General features: G+C 64.1%; 19 protein-coding genes. 13 read left to right on the top strand and 6 right to left on the bottom strand.

Going from position 1 to position 15,091, the window contains the following annotated elements; translation table 11 throughout:
• The first annotated feature begins 2 nt into the window (after positions 1 to 2).
• A complete protein-coding gene (locus CCC_RS04835; RefSeq protein ID WP_009870095.1) occupies positions 3 to 533 on the top strand; it encodes a class I SAM-dependent methyltransferase in 531 nt (176 codons plus the stop codon).
• Between the two features lie 116 nt (positions 534 to 649).
• On the opposite strand, the gene CCC_RS04830 is transcribed toward CCC_RS04835, so the two are convergent.
• From CCC_RS04830 to CCC_RS04820, 3 genes are read right to left on the bottom strand one after another with little or no spacing between them, the layout of a single operon-like run.
• Entirely contained in the window at positions 650 to 1,477 is an 828-nt protein-coding gene (locus tag CCC_RS04830) for a carbon-nitrogen hydrolase family protein (protein ID WP_009870096.1), read from the bottom strand.
• Positions 1,474 to 1,737 (bottom strand): glutaredoxin 3, encoded by a 264-nt coding sequence (gene grxC / locus CCC_RS04825; RefSeq protein ID WP_009870097.1) that lies wholly within the window; start codon positions 1,735 to 1,737, stop codon positions 1,474 to 1,476. Before grxC ends, CCC_RS04830 begins: the two co-directional genes overlap by 4 nt.
• Positions 1,738 to 1,778: 41 nt before the next feature.
• Complete coding sequence (locus CCC_RS04820; RefSeq protein WP_041039963.1) at positions 1,779 to 2,507, bottom strand: ComF family protein; 729 nt, start codon at positions 2,505 to 2,507, stop codon at positions 1,779 to 1,781.
• A gap of 46 nt (positions 2,508 to 2,553) precedes the next feature.
• Between CCC_RS04820 and CCC_RS04815 the strand changes: the two genes are divergently transcribed.
• From CCC_RS04815 to CCC_RS04790, 6 genes are all read left to right on the top strand, one after another.
• Positions 2,554 to 3,441, top strand: a complete 888-nt coding sequence (locus CCC_RS04815; RefSeq protein ID WP_041039961.1) for a methyltransferase domain-containing protein — start codon at positions 2,554 to 2,556, stop codon at positions 3,439 to 3,441.
• Complete coding sequence (gene sfsA / locus CCC_RS04810) at positions 3,441 to 4,151, top strand: DNA/RNA nuclease SfsA (protein ID WP_009870100.1); 711 nt, start codon at positions 3,441 to 3,443, stop codon at positions 4,149 to 4,151. Before CCC_RS04815 ends, sfsA begins: the two co-directional genes overlap by 1 nt.
• A gap of 7 nt (positions 4,152 to 4,158) precedes the next feature.
• The gene (gene map, locus CCC_RS04805) at positions 4,159 to 4,962 is read left to right on the top strand and encodes a type I methionyl aminopeptidase (RefSeq protein ID WP_009870101.1); all 804 of its coding nucleotides are present in this window, start codon (positions 4,159 to 4,161) and stop codon (positions 4,960 to 4,962) included.
• Between the two features lie 262 nt (positions 4,963 to 5,224).
• The gene (locus CCC_RS04800; RefSeq protein WP_009870102.1) at positions 5,225 to 6,349 is read left to right on the top strand and encodes a hypothetical protein; all 1,125 of its coding nucleotides are present in this window, start codon (positions 5,225 to 5,227) and stop codon (positions 6,347 to 6,349) included.
• 79 nt (positions 6,350 to 6,428) lie between these two features.
• Positions 6,429 to 7,646 carry a hypothetical protein gene (locus CCC_RS04795; protein WP_009870103.1) on the top strand — a complete coding sequence of 406 codons (1,218 nt, stop codon included), beginning with the start codon at positions 6,429 to 6,431 and terminating at the stop codon, positions 7,644 to 7,646.
• 87 nt (positions 7,647 to 7,733) lie between these two features.
• Positions 7,734 to 8,060 carry a hypothetical protein gene (locus tag CCC_RS04790; protein WP_009870104.1) on the top strand — a complete coding sequence of 109 codons (327 nt, stop codon included), beginning with the start codon at positions 7,734 to 7,736 and terminating at the stop codon, positions 8,058 to 8,060.
• Between the two features lie 6 nt (positions 8,061 to 8,066).
• Here CCC_RS04790 and CCC_RS04785 read toward each other — a convergent pair whose 3' ends face one another.
• The 3 genes from CCC_RS04785 to CCC_RS04775 all read right to left on the bottom strand — a co-directional run bounded on the left by CCC_RS04785 (position 8,067) and on the right by CCC_RS04775 (position 11,003).
• Positions 8,067 to 8,804 carry an SDR family NAD(P)-dependent oxidoreductase gene (locus CCC_RS04785; RefSeq protein WP_009870105.1) on the bottom strand — a complete coding sequence of 246 codons (738 nt, stop codon included), beginning with the start codon at positions 8,802 to 8,804 and terminating at the stop codon, positions 8,067 to 8,069.
• Complete coding sequence (gene sppA / locus CCC_RS04780) at positions 8,801 to 10,546, bottom strand: signal peptide peptidase SppA (protein ID WP_041039957.1); 1,746 nt, start codon at positions 10,544 to 10,546, stop codon at positions 8,801 to 8,803. Before sppA ends, CCC_RS04785 begins: the two co-directional genes overlap by 4 nt.
• 100 nt (positions 10,547 to 10,646) lie before the next feature.
• Positions 10,647 to 11,003 carry a rhodanese-like domain-containing protein gene (locus tag CCC_RS04775; protein ID WP_236686305.1) on the bottom strand — a complete coding sequence of 119 codons (357 nt, stop codon included), beginning with the start codon at positions 11,001 to 11,003 and terminating at the stop codon, positions 10,647 to 10,649.
• A 160-nt stretch (positions 11,004 to 11,163) separates the two neighbouring features.
• On the opposite strand from CCC_RS04775, the gene CCC_RS04770 reads away from it, so the two are divergent.
• From CCC_RS04770 to CCC_RS04745, 6 genes are all read left to right on the top strand, one after another.
• Positions 11,164 to 11,631, top strand: a complete 468-nt coding sequence (locus CCC_RS04770) for a hypothetical protein (protein ID WP_009870107.1) — start codon at positions 11,164 to 11,166, stop codon at positions 11,629 to 11,631.
• Positions 11,632 to 11,818: 187 nt separating this feature from the next.
• Positions 11,819 to 12,028, top strand: a complete 210-nt coding sequence (locus CCC_RS04765; RefSeq protein WP_008621996.1) for a cold-shock protein — start codon at positions 11,819 to 11,821, stop codon at positions 12,026 to 12,028.
• A 123-nt stretch (positions 12,029 to 12,151) separates the two neighbouring features.
• On the top strand, positions 12,152 to 12,589 hold the full coding sequence (locus CCC_RS04760) for a CBS domain-containing protein (protein ID WP_041039954.1): 438 nt from the start codon (positions 12,152 to 12,154) through the stop codon (positions 12,587 to 12,589).
• Between the two features lie 90 nt (positions 12,590 to 12,679).
• Positions 12,680 to 13,498, top strand: a complete 819-nt coding sequence (fabI, locus tag CCC_RS04755) for an enoyl-ACP reductase FabI (protein ID WP_008621993.1) — start codon at positions 12,680 to 12,682, stop codon at positions 13,496 to 13,498.
• A gap of 4 nt (positions 13,499 to 13,502) precedes the next feature.
• Positions 13,503 to 14,591 (top strand): chorismate synthase, encoded by a 1,089-nt coding sequence (gene aroC, locus CCC_RS04750; protein ID WP_009870110.1) that lies wholly within the window; start codon positions 13,503 to 13,505, stop codon positions 14,589 to 14,591.
• Between the two features lie 16 nt (positions 14,592 to 14,607).
• Entirely contained in the window at positions 14,608 to 15,072 is a 465-nt protein-coding gene (locus CCC_RS04745) for a 4-hydroxylaminobenzoate lyase (protein WP_009870111.1), read from the top strand.
• Positions 15,073 to 15,091 lie beyond the last annotated feature (19 nt).

Raw genomic sequence — 15,091 nt, 5'->3', positions numbered from 1 at the left:
CCATGGGAACCGACCCCTTCCGCATTGCCCCATCCGCCTGGATCACCCGCTTCGCCCCCCTGGTGCCGAAGGGCGGCACGGTTCTGGATTTGGCCTGTGGCGGCGGGCGGCATTCGCGGCTATTCCTGGATCGCGGCCACAAAGTCACCGCGCTGGACCGCGACGTGGCCCAGGCCCAATTGGCCGAGGGGGCGGAGTTGATCGCCGCCGATCTGGAGGACGGCTCTGCCTGGCCGCTGGCGGGCCGCCATTTCGACGCCGTGGTGGTGACCAATTACCTGTGGCGGCCGCTGTTCCCCGCCATTCTCGGCTCGTTGAATCCCGGCGGCGTGCTGCTTTACGAAACCTTCGCGCTAGGCAACGAGAAATTCGGCCGCCCGGCCAATCCCGACCACCTTTTGAAGCGTGGCGAACTGCTGGAACTGACCCAGGGGCTCACGGTGGTGGCCTATGAAGACGGCGCAATGGGTCGTGCCAAGGTGGTACAGCGGATATGCGCGGTCAATGGGACAGATCTTGCCGCGCTGACCTGAAAATCAACCACGAAGGCTCGAAGATGGGGAAGGAACACGAAGGCAAGGAGAAAACACCGTCTCCCTCCTTCGTGCCTTCGCGCCTTCGTGGTGAAAATTCTCGTTGAAAAAGGCGCCTAGCGCTTGGGCACCCCGAACGGCCGGTCGTGGTCGAGGCAGGGGATCTTGCGCCGCGCGTCCTTGACCTTTTCCGGGTCGATATCGGCCATCACCCAGCCGGGCCGTTCCAGAGCGTCGGCCAGCACCTCGCCCCAGGGGCTGACGATCAGGGCGTGGCCATAGGTCTGGCGCTCGTTGACATGCTCGCCGCACTGGGCGGGGGCGAAGACGTAACAGCCGGTTTCGATGGCGCGAGCGCGCAGGAGAACGTGCCAATGGGCCTTGCCGGTGGTCCGCGTAAAAGCAGCAGGAACCGCCATGAAGGACGAACCCGCATGGGCCAACGCCCGGTAGAGGTGGGGAAAGCGCAGATCGTAGCAGATGGACAGCCCCAACCGCCCCCAAGGCAGATCGACGCAAACCGCGTCGTCGCCGGGCTGGAAGGTGGCGGATTCCTTGTAGACCTCACCCAGGCCCAGATCCACGTCGAACATATGGATCTTGGAATAGCGGGCCGCGATCTCGCCATCGGGACGCAGCACATAGGTGCGGTTGGCGACCATGCCGCCTTCGAGCAGCACATGCAGGCTGCCGATATGCAGCCAGGCACCGATCTCGCGCGCCAGATCGCGGAAGAATTTCAGCGCCTGATGCTCGTCTTCCGGCTGGGCCTTCAGCACGATATTGGAGCGTCCCCATTCCATCATGGCCACGTTCTCGGGCATCAGGATCAGGTCGGCACCGGCGGCGCGGGCCTCCACGGCAAAGGCGGCGGCGGCCTCGCAATTGGCCATCAGGTCATTGGAGGCGTTGACCTGCAGGCAGGCCGCCTTGAACGCCCTCACCGCGCACCGGCCAGCATGGGATCAAGCTTGCCGTCCTTGTCGAGCGCGTAAAGATCGTCACAGCCGCCCACATGCACCCCATCGATGAAAATCTGCGGCACCGAGCGGCGCCCACCGGCCCGGTTGGTCATGTACTGGCGCAGGCCGTCATCGGTCGAGACGTTGATCTCGGTGTAGTCCACACCCTTCTTGGCGAACAGCTTCTTGGCCTTGACGCAATAGGGGCAGACGTCGGTGGTGTAGATCTCGATCTCGGCCATGGGAGGGCTCCAGGTTCAATTCGTGTCCATATATAGCGCAGCTAACCTTCCCGCACCACCCGTCCCAGGGTAAGAACGTCCACGCAAACAGCACCGGCCTTGAGCAGCACGCGGGCACATTCGCCCACCGTGGCGCCGCTGGTCATGACGTCGTCGATCAGCACCACGCGGCGTCCATCCAGACGGGGGCGCAGACGATCATCGACCCTGAAGGCACCGGCCACGTTGCGGGCGCGGGCATCGTGGCCGAGATGGCCCTGGGGCGGCGTGCGGCGGGTCCGGGTCAGCATCCCCGGCTCCACCGCCACCTGGGTCAACTTGCCGATGGCCACGGCCAGCAGGGCGGCCTGATTATAGCGCCGCGACAAAAGACGCCAGCGGTGCAAGGGCACCGGCACCAGCAGATCGGCCTGGGCCAGGATGACGCCTCCGGCCCGCGCCATCCAGCGGGCGAAGGCCCCCACCCCTTCCAGCCGGTCGCCATGCTTGAAGCGCAGGACCAGCGCCTTGGAGGAATCGTCATAGCGGAACACCGCCCGGGCCCGCGCATAACGCGGCTTCACCCTGGCGCATTCGCCGCAGATCACTCCGTCGCCGGGATCGAATTCGAAGGGCAAACCGCAACAGGCGCAGGACGGTTCGCCCAGAAAGACCATGCCCGACCAGCAGGCGGGGCACAGGCTGCCGGGTTCGGCCACCTCGGCCTGACAGGACAGGCAGAGCGGCGGCAACAGCGCGTCGATCACCAGACGTGCAATCCTGACCGGCATCTTCCCCCCCTCCCAGAAACGTCACGAACATGCCATACAGCCGGATATGAGAATCTTCGACCGTAGCCTGGTGCGCAAGCACCGCGACCGCGCCGCCGATAATTTCGTCGCCCATGACTTTCTGGTGCGCGAAGTGGCCGAGCGCCTGGCCGACCGCCTGGACGACGTCAAACGGCGTTTCCCCATGGCGCTGGATCTTGGCTGCCATACCGGCGAACTGGCCGACACACTCAAAGGCCGGGGCGGCATCGAGACCCTGGTGCAGTGCGACCTGTCGCCCGCCATCGCGGCCAAGGCGGCGGCCAACGGCCACCCCACCGTGGCCGCCGACGAGGAATGGCTGCCCTTCGCCGCGCACAGCTTCGATCTGGCGGTGTCGTGCCTGTCGCTGCACTGGGTCAACGACCTGCCGGGCACGCTTCTTCAGATCCGCAGAGTCTTGAAGCCCGACGGATTGTTCATCGCCGCCTTGCTGGGCGCCGGAACCCTGGCCGAACTGCGCCAGTGCCTCAATGATGCGGAACTGGCCGAGGAAGGAGGCGCAAGCCCACGGGTCGCCCCCTTCGCCGACGTCAAGGATCTGGGCGCCCTGCTCCAGCGGGCCGGGTTCGCCCTGCCGGTGGCCGATGCCGATTGCGTGCCGGTCAGCTATGCCGATCCCATGCGGCTGATGGCCGATCTGCGCGGCATGGGCGAGACCAATGCCGTGGCCGGGCAGCGCAAGGGCCTGACCCGGCGCGCCACGCTGCTGCACGCTGTCTCCCTTTATCAGGAGCGTTTTGCCGGGCCCGAGGGACGCATGCCCGCCACCTTCCAGGTGCTGACCATGACCGGCTGGGCGCCCCATCCCTGCCAGCCCGCCCCGGCCCCCCAGGGCTGCGCAATCCCCGGTCTCAACGCCTTTTCCAGCCGCATGAGTCCCGAGACCCAGTGATGCGTTTTCCCGACCCTCTGATCCGCGCCACGCTCATCAAGCGCTATAAGCGCTTCCTGGCCGATGTACGGCTGGAGGACGGCACCGAGGTCACCACCCATCTGGCCAATTCGGGAGCCATGCTGGGCACCGCGGAACCCGGTATGGAGGTCTGGCTGTCGCCCGCCTCCAACCCGGAGCGCAAGTTGAAGTGGAACTGGGAAATGGTCACCGTGGATGGCCATCTGGTGGGCGTCAACACCGCGCACCCCAATGCCATCGTGGCCGAAAGCGTGGCGGCCGGACTCATCGCCGAGTTGACCGGCTATGACTCCATCCGGCGCGAGGTGAAATATGGCGTCAATTCCCGCATCGACCTGTTGCTGGAAGCCGCGGCGCGCCCCAAATGCTGGGTGGAGGTCAAGAACGTCCATCTCAAGCGCGGCGGCTGGGCCGAGTTTCCCGACGCGGTCACCACGCGGGGCACCAAGCATCTGGCCGAACTCACCGATCGGGTCAAAGCGGGCGAGCGCGCCGTGATGCTCTATCTGGTCCAGCGCGAAGACTGTGGCGGCTTTCGCCCCGCCGCCGATATCGACCCGGTTTATGCCCGCGCCCTGGCCCAGGCGACACGGGACGGCGTCGAGGCTATCTGTTATACCTGCCGTCTGACGCCCGGCGGCATCGACCTGGGCGCACCCTTACTCATGGATTTGACTGAGCGGATTTGAACGACCGATGGAACACGAAGACAGGGAGTTCTCCCGCATCCGCCGCCACGGCCCGGCCGATTTCGAAGCCATGCGCAAGGCTGGCCTTCTGGCCGCCCAGACCCTGGACTTCATTGCACCCTATGTGGTTCCCGGAGTCACCACCGCCGAAATCGATCGTCTGTGCGCCGAATTCATCACCACGCGCGGCGCCGTCAACGCGCCCATGAATTACCGGGGCTTTCCCAAATCCATCTGCACCTCGGTCAATCATGTGGTCTGCCACGGCATTCCCGGTGAAAAACGCCTGGAAGACGGCGATATCGTCAATATCGACGTAACCCCCATCGTCGATGGCTGGCACGGTGATTCCTCGCGCATGTACTATGTGGGCAAGGTCGGCGTGAAGGCCCGTAAACTGGTGGAGGTCACCTACGAGTCGCTGATGCGCGGCATCGAGGTGGTCAAGCCCGGCGCCACCCTGGGCGATATCGGCCATGCCATCCAAAGCTTCGCCGAGAAGCACCGCTTTTCCGTGGTGCGCGACTTCTGCGGCCATGGCCTTGGACGCATCTTCCACGAGCCGCCCAACGTCATGCATTACGGCAATAAGGGCGAAGGCGGCGTTCTGGCAGAGGGGATGTTCTTCACCATCGAGCCCATGATCAATGCTGGCCGCTATGAAACCAAGATCCTGGCCGATGGCTGGACGGCGGTCACCAAGGATAAATCCCTGTCGGCGCAGTTCGAACATTCCATCGGCGTCACCGCCACCGGATGCGAGATCTTCACCCTGTCTCCCGCCGGTTACCACTGCCCTCCATACCTATAGATTAGGCAACTCCACCTAACGGGAGTCGCTTATAAATCCGATCGAATGAGGGAGCGCTTGGACTTCCTATCCAGTGATCGGGTGGAAGCCCTATGCTTTTTCCCGGTCGTTATGTGAGCATCTTCACATTAGCCTATACCGATTGGGGGTATTATGATGATGATGCGGTCGGGCTCGCATCAATTTTGGTGATAGGCATATCATCGCATGCTAAAATTCCCGCTCGGGGATGAAGGACGCGATGGGAGTTAGGGTTGACGCCATGACGGATACCGCGACAGCGGTCTTCAGGATCAACGGGACGCTTCAGGGCCCGGTTGTCGATATTCTCGGTCAGTTCCTGCCGGAACTGAAGGCTTTGCCGCGTGAGCAGGCCTATGACCGGACGTTGGACGACCTGAACCTGCTTTCCCGGTGTTTCCAGATCTTTCGCAAGGAGCGTCCCCGCTTCCGCTATGTGCTGGTGGATGAGCGCCGCCGCCCGGTATCCGAGGACAATGTGCCCCTGTCCTGCGGCCGTACCTTGGCCGAGGTCATCGCCATGGTGGTGCGCACCGCCGCGAAGCGCTATTTCCGCCGCAAGCTGGCCCCGGCCGCCATCCGCGTCGAAACGGAAACCCGGGCAGAGGCCGTGGAGACGCGCGCCCACGCCGCAGCCCGCAGCCCGGCCGATGAGCTTTACGACGCCATCAAGGCCTATCTCCTGCACGAATGGCAGGTTCCCCTGGTCCCAGCCTATTCCGAGATGGACCCCACCCTGGTTCGCCGGGTGGGCGCCAAGATTCTGGACTGCCGCGAGGCCGATACCCTGGCCCGGCTGATCGCTGATCCGGATGCGCCCGTCCAACCCATTTCCGACGATGTCTCGCCGCCCGTGGCGGCCAGTCCGACCACCTTCGCGGTTCCCTTCGTGTCGCCTTTCGCGCCTTTGGCAAAGGCACCGCTGGCTCCGGTCGCCCCGGTGGCGCATCACAGCACCGCCAAACTGGACGATGTGCTGACCCCCGATCATCAACGGCTGCGGGCCGAGGCCTTCACCCAGACGCTGCTTGACCCGGAGGTTCGCGCCGTTCTGCCCAATGCGGACCAAATCGTGCGCATCGGCGACGTTCTGCGCGGCGTCGGAGGTCAGCCAGCCGCCGCCCTGGTCGATGGGCTGGGGCTGCGCAAAGACCAGCTGGCAGTCATGCTGATGGTCGCCCACGATTCCATCGGCAGCACGGTTTTCGGACGATTGTTTGGCCCGCGTGCCGACCCCGAACTGGTGGGACGCATTGTCGAACGCGCCAGGCTACGCGGAATCGGGCCGACCTCCGAGGTTATCGAATGCGCCATTTTCATGCGCGGCGTGTTTGCCCGCTTTGGGCACCGCGCCAGACGCGACTAGGGTCTGACATCTCGACACTTGGGAATTTTGCCCGTTCGGCTTACCTTTCGGGAATGTAGAGTTTCGATCGGAAGCGACCATGCCACGCCCACCATCCGAGGCCCAAGCCCGGATCGTCCGTCAGATCAACCTGACCCTCGAGGGTCAGGTTGCGGACGTCATGGCGCAATTGGTTCCCGAACTGAAGAAGCTGCCCCGGCGCGGCGTCTTGCAATGCGTCCTTGACGACCCCGATCTGCTGGACACCTGCTTCAAGGCGTTTCGCGCCAATCCCGACCGCTTCCGCCAATTGCTGGTGGACGAGCATGATGTGCCGGTGGAACAGGCCGACGCCTTGCTGGCCTGCGGCCGATCCCTGGACGATGTTGTCGCCATGGTGGTGCGGACCTGTGCCAAGCGCCACTTCCGCAGCCGTCTGGACGGCGATGCCCGCCCGCTCAAAGGCGGCGAGCGCCCCTCTGGCAAGTCCAACAAGGGGTTGATGGGCAAGCTGATGCGGCTGTTGTCCATGTCTCCGGCCAAGACCCCCGCCAAGCGCAGCCGAGGCGAGGTGCTCTATGACGCCATGCAGGAGCATCTGGTCCATGACTGGCAGGTTGCTCTCGTACCTGAATATTCAACCTTGTCGCCCGCCCTGGTAAAGCGCCTGGGAAAGCGGATTCTCGATTACAAGGTCCCGGAAGATATCCGCCGCCTGAAGGAAAATCCGGCGGAATTGCCCACGCCTTCCACCTTGCCCGAAACCATCCCCGCCTTCCTGGGACCGCCTGCCGCGGCCAAGGCGGCGGACAAGCCCAAGCCCGCTGCCGCCATCTCGGGCGGCCAGGTCCCGGCGCCGGTACACGAGGTCAAGGCCGCGGGCACGGCGGCCCCAGCCGCCAATGCCGACCGCCGCGCGCGGATTTCCGAGATTCTGACCCCCGATGGCAAGCGCCTGCGCTCGGCCGCCTTCACCATGACCCTGCTCGACCCGGCCGTCCGGGCGGAATTGCCCAATGCCGAGCAGACGGTGCGCATCACCGGCCTGCTGGCCGAGGTCGGCGGCCTATCCGCCAAGATGCTGGTGGGCGAGTTGGGGCTGCGCATGGACCAGTTGGCCGTGATGACCCTGGTCATCTACGATCTGATGGGTGAGGAAATGTTCAAGCGTTCCTTCGGCATTCCCGGCAATCTGGAATACGTGTCCAAATATGTGGAACGCGCCAAGGCGGCGGGAATCGGCCAGGATACCAGCCTTGGAGAGATCGGCGCCTTCGTCCGCAAGACCTTCGCCAACGCGCCGCGCGCCGCGCAGTAACTCCCGACACCCGTTTACATGGGCCGCAAACGCCGTTTACGCCATTCGGCTATATGGTCCTCCTGACCAAGAGTCTGGAGGTACCCGGTGGCGCAGTCAAAGGAGCGGCGGAAGCATGTCCGCAAGATGGGTGACGGTCTTGCCGTCCTGATCGATGGCAAGGTCTTTCCGGTGGTGAATATCTCCATTTCCGGGGTCAGCTTCCAGGGAACAGGCCGCAAGGCCGGGGACCGCATCCGCCTGACCCTGTCGGATCTTCACTCCCTGGATGACACTGTCGAGGCCATCATCACCGTCAAAGGGGCTGAAGGCGGCATCGTGCGCGGCGAGTTCGCCCCCACCACCAAGTTGATGCGCTATATCCTGGCCCATATGGGCGAGATCACCGGGGCGGAACCCGCCTATTTCCGCTGACCGCCATCAATAAAGATGCTGGCCGCCGGTGACGAACACCTCGGTGCCGGTCACATAGGCGAAGTCGGGTCCGCACAGACGGAATACGGTTCCGGCCACATCCTCGGTGGTGCCCATGCGCTCGAGCGGAATGCGCGGCACCAAGGCCTCATATTCGGCCGAAATCATCTCGGTGCGGATTTCTCCGGGCGCCACGGCATTGACCCTCACTCCCAGTTGCGCCATCTCGGCGGCCATTTCGCGGGTCAGACCCGACAGCGCCGCCTTGGAGGTGGAATAGGCCGATCCCGCGAAGGGATGGACATAATGTCCAGCGATGGAGGTGATGTTGACGATGGCACCCTTGCCGCGATGCAGGGCGCTGGCAAATCCACGGGCCAGGCGCAGCGGCGCGAAGAAGTTCAGCTCGAAAACATCCTTCCAGCCGTCGATGGAACCGTTCAGCACGCCCAACCGCTCCTTGTAAGGGGTCTTGGGACTGACACCGGCATTGTTGACCAGGGCGTGCAGTGGCTCCGACCCCAGCCAGGCATTGGCCTTGGCGACGAAATCCTGAGCCGAGGCGGGTTCGGCCAGATCGGCGACGATATGGCAGGCCCAATTGCGGTCGATCATGCACTCCTTGGGCACATCGGCCCTGGCGCAGGTGATAACCCGCCAGCCCTCGGCCAGAAAGCGCCGGGCGATGGCGTGGCCGATGCCGCGCGACGCGCCGGTGACGACGACGGTTTTGACGTCGCTCATCGTGGCCCCCTCAGATCGGGGGCGCGCAACTGGGCGCCTGGCACGGGGGACAGCACATTCAGCAGGGGCTCGATGCGGGACAGGATGCGCCGCTCGGCCACCCCGCCGCCGCCCAGGCTTTCGGCCAGAACTTCCCACGGCTTGCGCGGGCGGGGGAACTCCACCAGGGAGAGCGGCTCGTCGGCCTTGAGCCCGGCGACCTGCCGCAACTGGGCCAAGGCCTCGGTCCAGCCGCCCAAACCGTCCACCAGACCGGATTCCTTGGCATCGGCCCCCGTCCAGACCCGCCCGCGCGCCAGCTTGTCCATGCGGGCGGCGTCGAGGTTTCGGGCCTGGGAGGCCTTGCCGGTGAAATCGGCATAGATGTGGTCGAGCAATGCGTCGATACGGGCCTTGGCCTGAGGGGTGAAAGGCTGGTTGGCGCTCCAGATACCGGCATTGTCGCCCCGCTGCATCTGGTCCCAACTGATCCCCAGCTTCTTCCAGAAGTCTTCCAGCACCACCTTGCCGGTGAACACGCCGATGGAACCGGTGATGGTTCCCGGCGCGGCGATGATGCGGTCGGCGCCCATTGCGACGAAATAGCCCCCCGAAGCGGCGTAATTGCCCATGGAGACCACCACGGGCTTACCCGCCGCGCGGGCGCGCGCCACCTCGTGATGAACGGTATCCGAGGCGGTGTAGGAGCCGCCTGGGCTGTCGACCCGGAACAAGATGGCCTTGACCTTGTCGTCGTCCACCGCATCGCGGAAGGCCTCGGCCACGGTCTGGGCCCCGAAATCACCGTCGCCGTCCAGTCCGTGGCGGGACTCGCCACGATGAATGGCTCCGATGCCGGAAATCAGCGCGATCTTGGCGCCGCCGCGCGCCTTGTCCAGATGACCGGCATAATCGGCCAGATCCATGTCCTCGGCCTTGTCCGTGCCGATGCCCGCCACGATCTCCCAGGCCTGGTCGCGATAACCGACCTTGTCCACCAGTTTGGCGTTCAAGGCTTCGGAGGCCAGGAAGGGCCCCTTGCCCATCAGATCGCGCACCCTGTCCTCGGGCAAGCCGCGATTGGCGGCGATGCCGGAAATGATCTGCTCGGACCAGGAATCCAGCAGACGCCCCAGATTCTCGCGGTGAGCCGGGGTGAATCCGGTCTCGGTGAACATGTCGATGGCCGATTTGTATTCATGGCGGCCGGAGAACTGAGCCTTCATGCCCAGCAGGTCGAGCGTGCCCTTGATGAACGGGCTTTCTACCCATAATCCAGTCAGCCCCACATCGCCCGAGGGCTGCAGCCAGACCTGGGAAAAGGCGGCGGCCAGATAGTAATCCAGAGTCCCCGAACCACCCTCGCCCATGGTCTCAGCGAACAGCACCGCCGATTTTCCCGAGGCCCGAAAACGGATCACCGCGTCGCGCAGATCCTGGCGCCCGGCCAGGCCCAGGCTGGAATGGCCCATTGTGGCGAACAGGCCGGTCACCCGGCTGTCCAAGGCGGCGCGGTCCAGGGCCTCCACCGTCTGGCGCAGACCATAGGAGCGTTCGCCCGACAACTGGGCCAGGGGATTGGCCTCCCCCGTGTCACGGAAGGGCGCGTCCAGGTCGAGAGTCAGCACCACCCGCTCGGGCACCTCCTTGCCGTCACCCTCGGCCATATGGATGCCCGCCCAGATCCCCAGGCCCATCAGCCCCAGGAAGACGAAGCCGGAAACGGCCAGAAAGGCGACCAGGACTCGACCGATGCGGCGCATAATGTCTCTCTCTATTCCACTGCCCCTGGATTAAAGAGAAAAAGGGCGGCTACGTCCAGCAGCCGCCCTTCAAGGTGGGGTATCGAGAGGAAAGTAAAAGTCAGACGCCCGTCACCGTGGGCAGGCCCGCATCGCGCCAGGCGTTGAGACCACCCTTCAGATGGACTGCCCAGCCCTGGCCCGCCGAAATCAGCTTGCGCGCCACGGCGGCCGAACGGACACCACCCAGGCAGGAAATGACGATCTTGCGGTCGGGAAAATTGGGCCAGGTCTCGATCTCGAAATCACTCATGGGGTAGAGAACCGAGCCCTCGATATGCTCCTCGGCGAATTCATCGTCTTCGCGCACATCGACCAGAACCGCCTCGCCGCTATCCAGCAAAGCCTTTACCTGGCTGGGGTCCAACTCGATCAGGCCAATCTCTGAAAAGCTCATCTCGGGGTCCTCGCGGCTCAATTTCACATTTCGAATACCGTCATACAGCAGCGGATGAACGAATTCAACACAAAAATATTGCCATGAATATATTATATACACTTGTTTTAGTGTGTTTGCGTCGCAGCATTGACGTTCCCACCCCCGCCCCGTAATGTTCCCCCGTCCCAGGAAAGCGACCATGCGCATCATTCTCGCCCTTCTCACCCTGCTGCTCTTGCCCCTTGGCGCCACGGCCCAGGATTTCGGCCGCCTGATGGCGCAGGTTGCGTTGCAGCCCCTGCCCGAGGGCGAGACGCCCGATATCGACCTGCTGCTGCGCACCCAGTGGAAGGCCTATTACAATGCGGGCGGAACCCATGGCTTTTTCCGCGATCAGGTCCGCGCCGGGCGTATCGACCTCAATGAGGACGGCCAGGCGGAACTGTTCATCTTGATCGATTCTCCGGCCTGGACTTCGGCCAAGGGCCAGCCGCTGCTGGTGGCGGGATGGACGACCAGGGGATGGACCCCCATTGGCTGGGGCTTCGCCGATTCCGACAGCGTCTTCGTCACCTCCGAGCGCATCGACGGCTGGGCCACCATCCTCACCCCCACACAGGCGCTGCAGCGGGTGGGCAGAAGTTATCAGGCCATCGACCGGCGCTAATTTCGCCCGCGATTCCGCTTTCACCTTGTATTCCGCCGCCGGGCGGTCCATGCTGCCACACGTCTTTCTACCTGCCGCAGATTCACCGTAAGGGAATCCGGCGCCGCTTCAGGTGTCATCGCTGGTCGAACGATAGGCCCCCCCGCATGAGAGCATGCGGGGTACTACTAGTTATTTGGAGGTTCCCATGCCGAACGGCACCGTTAAGTGGTTCAATGCTACCAAGGGTTATGGCTTTATCCAGCCCGAGGACGGCTCGGCCGACATCTTCGTTCACATCTCCGCCGTCGAGCGCGCTGGCATCGGCAACCTGAAGGAAGGCCAGAAGCTGTCCTTCGAGACCGAGCGCGACCCCCGCAAGGGCAAGAGCTCCGCGGTCAATCTCAAGGCCCTCTAAGCCTTTCGGGATTTTGACGCGAAAGGGCGCGACCTTCCAGGGCCGCGCCCTTTTTCGTGCCGATTGCCCAAACTTCCGTACAGGTTCATAGTGATGGCATCCCCGAAGATCAGGGAGGCCCACATGCCGGTTCGTTTGATCAGGGACGTCATTCGCGACCAGACGGTTCTGGCCATGCCAGCCGGCACCACGGTGCGCGAGGCCGCCCGCCAGATGAAAGCACGCCGGGTCGGAGCTGTCATGGTCACCGACCACCAAGGCAGGCTTCAGGGGATCTTCACCGAGCGCGACTGTCTATTTCGGGTCCTGGCCGAGGGCGTCAATCCCGATACCACCACCCTGGCCCTGGTAATGACCGCCAATCCCGTGACCATCACCGCCGACCGCAAGTTGGGCCATGCGCTGCACCTGATGCATGACAACGGGTTCCGCCATATCCCCGTGGTGGATCATGCCATTCCGGTGGGCATGATCTCCATCCGCGATGCGCTGGGTTCGGAACTCAGCAGCTTCGAGCGGGAAAGGGCGAAGAAATCTGAACTGGGCGAAATTCTGGGATAGCCTTTGCCCCTTGGCCTGTTTCGTGTATGTAGGGGAGCCGTGGCCCGTTTCGGCGCCACTGATCCGTTCTACCTGAGAAACGAGGACCGCATGACTTCTCCCGCTCCCCTGATGGCTGGCAAGAAGGGCCTTGTCATGGGCGTCGCCAATGATCGCTCCATCGCCTGGGGCATCGCGCAGGCGGCCCGCGCCCAAGGTGCCGAACTGGCCTTTACCTATCAGGGCGAGGCTTTGGAAAAGCGGGTCCGTCCTCTGGCGCAAAGCGTCGGCTCCGACATCGTTCTGCCCTGCGACGTCTCGGACGAGGCGTCCATCGACGCCGTCTTCGCCGAATTGGAAAAGCGCTGGGGCAAGCTGGACTTCGTGGTCCACGCCATCGGCTATTCCGATAAGAACGAGTTGCGCGGTCGCTATGCCGACACGTCCTTGCAAAACTTCCTCACCTCCATGCACATCTCGGTGTTCTCGTTCACCTCGGTGGCGCGCCGGGCCTCGGCCATGATGCCCGATGGCGGTTCGCTGCTGACGCTCACCTATTACGGCGCCGAGCGGGTGATGCCCCATTACAACGTCATGGGCGTGTGCAAGGCGGCTTTGGAAGCCAGCGTGCGCTATCTCGCCGTCGATCTCGGCGGCCAGGGCATCCGCGTCAACTCGCTGTCGGCCGGTCCCATCAAGACCCTGGCGGCCTCGGGCATCGGCGACTTCCGCTATATCCTCAAGTGGAACGAGTACAACAGCCCCTTGAAGCGCAACGTCACCCTGGAAGACATCGGCGGCGCGGGCCTCTATCTGCTGTCGGGCCTGTCGTCGGGCGTGTCGGGCGAAACCCATCATGTGGATTGCGGCTACCACGTGGTCGGCATGAAGGCGGTGGACGCCCCCGACATCACCGTCGCCAAGGACTAAGCCTGTGAGCGGAAATGGATTTGGACATCTGTTCCGCTTCACCACCTTTGGCGAAAGCCATGGACCGGCCATCGGCTGCGTGGTCGATGGGGTGCCCGCGCGCATCCCGTTGACCGAAGCCGATATCCAGCTTTACCTCGACCAGCGCAAGCCCGGACAGAACCGCTTCACCACCCAGCGGCGCGAGCCCGACGCGGTGAAGATCCTGTCCGGCGTGTTCGAGGGCCTGACCACCGGCACCTCCATCGGCCTGTTGATCGAAAACACCGACCAGCGGTCCAAGGATTACGGCGAGATCAAGGACACCTATCGTCCCGGCCATGCCGATTGGGTCTATCAGCAGAAATACGGCATCCGGGACTATCGCGGCGGCGGACGCTCATCGGCGCGGGAAACCGCCATGCGGGTCGCGGCAGGCGCCATCGCCCGCAAGGTGCTGGACGCCCTGGCGCCCGGCCTCTCCATTCAGGGCGCCATGGTGCAAATGGGGCCGCATGCCATCGACCGCGCCGCCTGGGACTGGGCGGAACTGAGCAACAACCCCTTCTGGTGCCCCGATGCCAAGGCCGCCAAGGCCTGGGAAGACTATCTCGACACCATCCGCAAATCGGGCTCCTCCATCGGCGGCGTGGTCGAGGTGGTGGCGTCCGGCGTGCCGGTGGGCCTGGGCGCCCCGGTCTATGACAAGCTGGACGCCGATCTGGCCCATGCCATGATGAGCATCAACGCCGTCAAGGGCGTGGAGATCGGAGACGGATTCGCCGCCGCCGCCCTGTCGGGCGAGGAAAACGCCGACGAGATGCGCATGGGCAATGACGGTTGCGTCAAATTCCTGTCCAACCATGCGGGCGGCATCCTGGGCGGCATTTCCACCGGCCAGGACTTGGTGGTGCGCCTGGCGGTCAAGCCCACCTCCTCCATCCTGACGCCCAAGCAAAGCGTCGACGCCAAGGGCAATAATGTGGAGGTCTCCACCAAGGGCCGCCACGATCCTTGCGTCGCCATCCGCGCCGTGCCGGTGGCCGAGGCCATGATGGCCTGCACTTTGGCTGATCATCTGCTAAGATCACTGGCTCAGCCCCGCCTCCCCTAGACTTTGGAGAGCCACGATGACCCAGGAACAATTCGCATCCCTGATGCAGCCGGTCATCGAATTCATCGCGGGCAAACCCGTGGACCGGGCCCTCGCCGATGCGCTCAACCAGCGCTTTCCGGCCTCCGGCGCCGATGTCATGGCCATGGAATTCGCCTGTATCTCGGCCATCAAATCGGGCTGGATGTGCACCCAGGGCGGGCCGGGCCGCCGCTTCGGGCGGGTGATCCAGGCCAGCCCAGAAACGCTTGATCTATCGGTGGACGTGGTCGACCTCACCGAGATTGTCGGCCCGCTGCACCGCCATCCCCTCGGCGAAATCTGTCTGGTCATGCCGGTGGACGAGACCGCCAAATTCGACGGCAAGGGCCGCGGCTGGTGCGTCTACGGCCCCAATTCGGCCCACCGCCCCACGGTCAAGGGCGGCCGCGCCCTGGTGCTCTATCTTCTGCCCAGCGGCAAGATCGAGTTCGTGGAGTAGCAGGAATATCGTCATCCCG

It is taken from the genome of Paramagnetospirillum magnetotacticum MS-1, assembly GCF_000829825.1.
Lineage (GTDB): Bacteria > Pseudomonadota > Alphaproteobacteria > Rhodospirillales > Magnetospirillaceae > Phaeospirillum > Phaeospirillum magnetotacticum.
The sequence above is the reverse complement of the archived record's forward strand: the minus strand, read 5'-3'. Positions and strand labels throughout refer to the sequence as shown.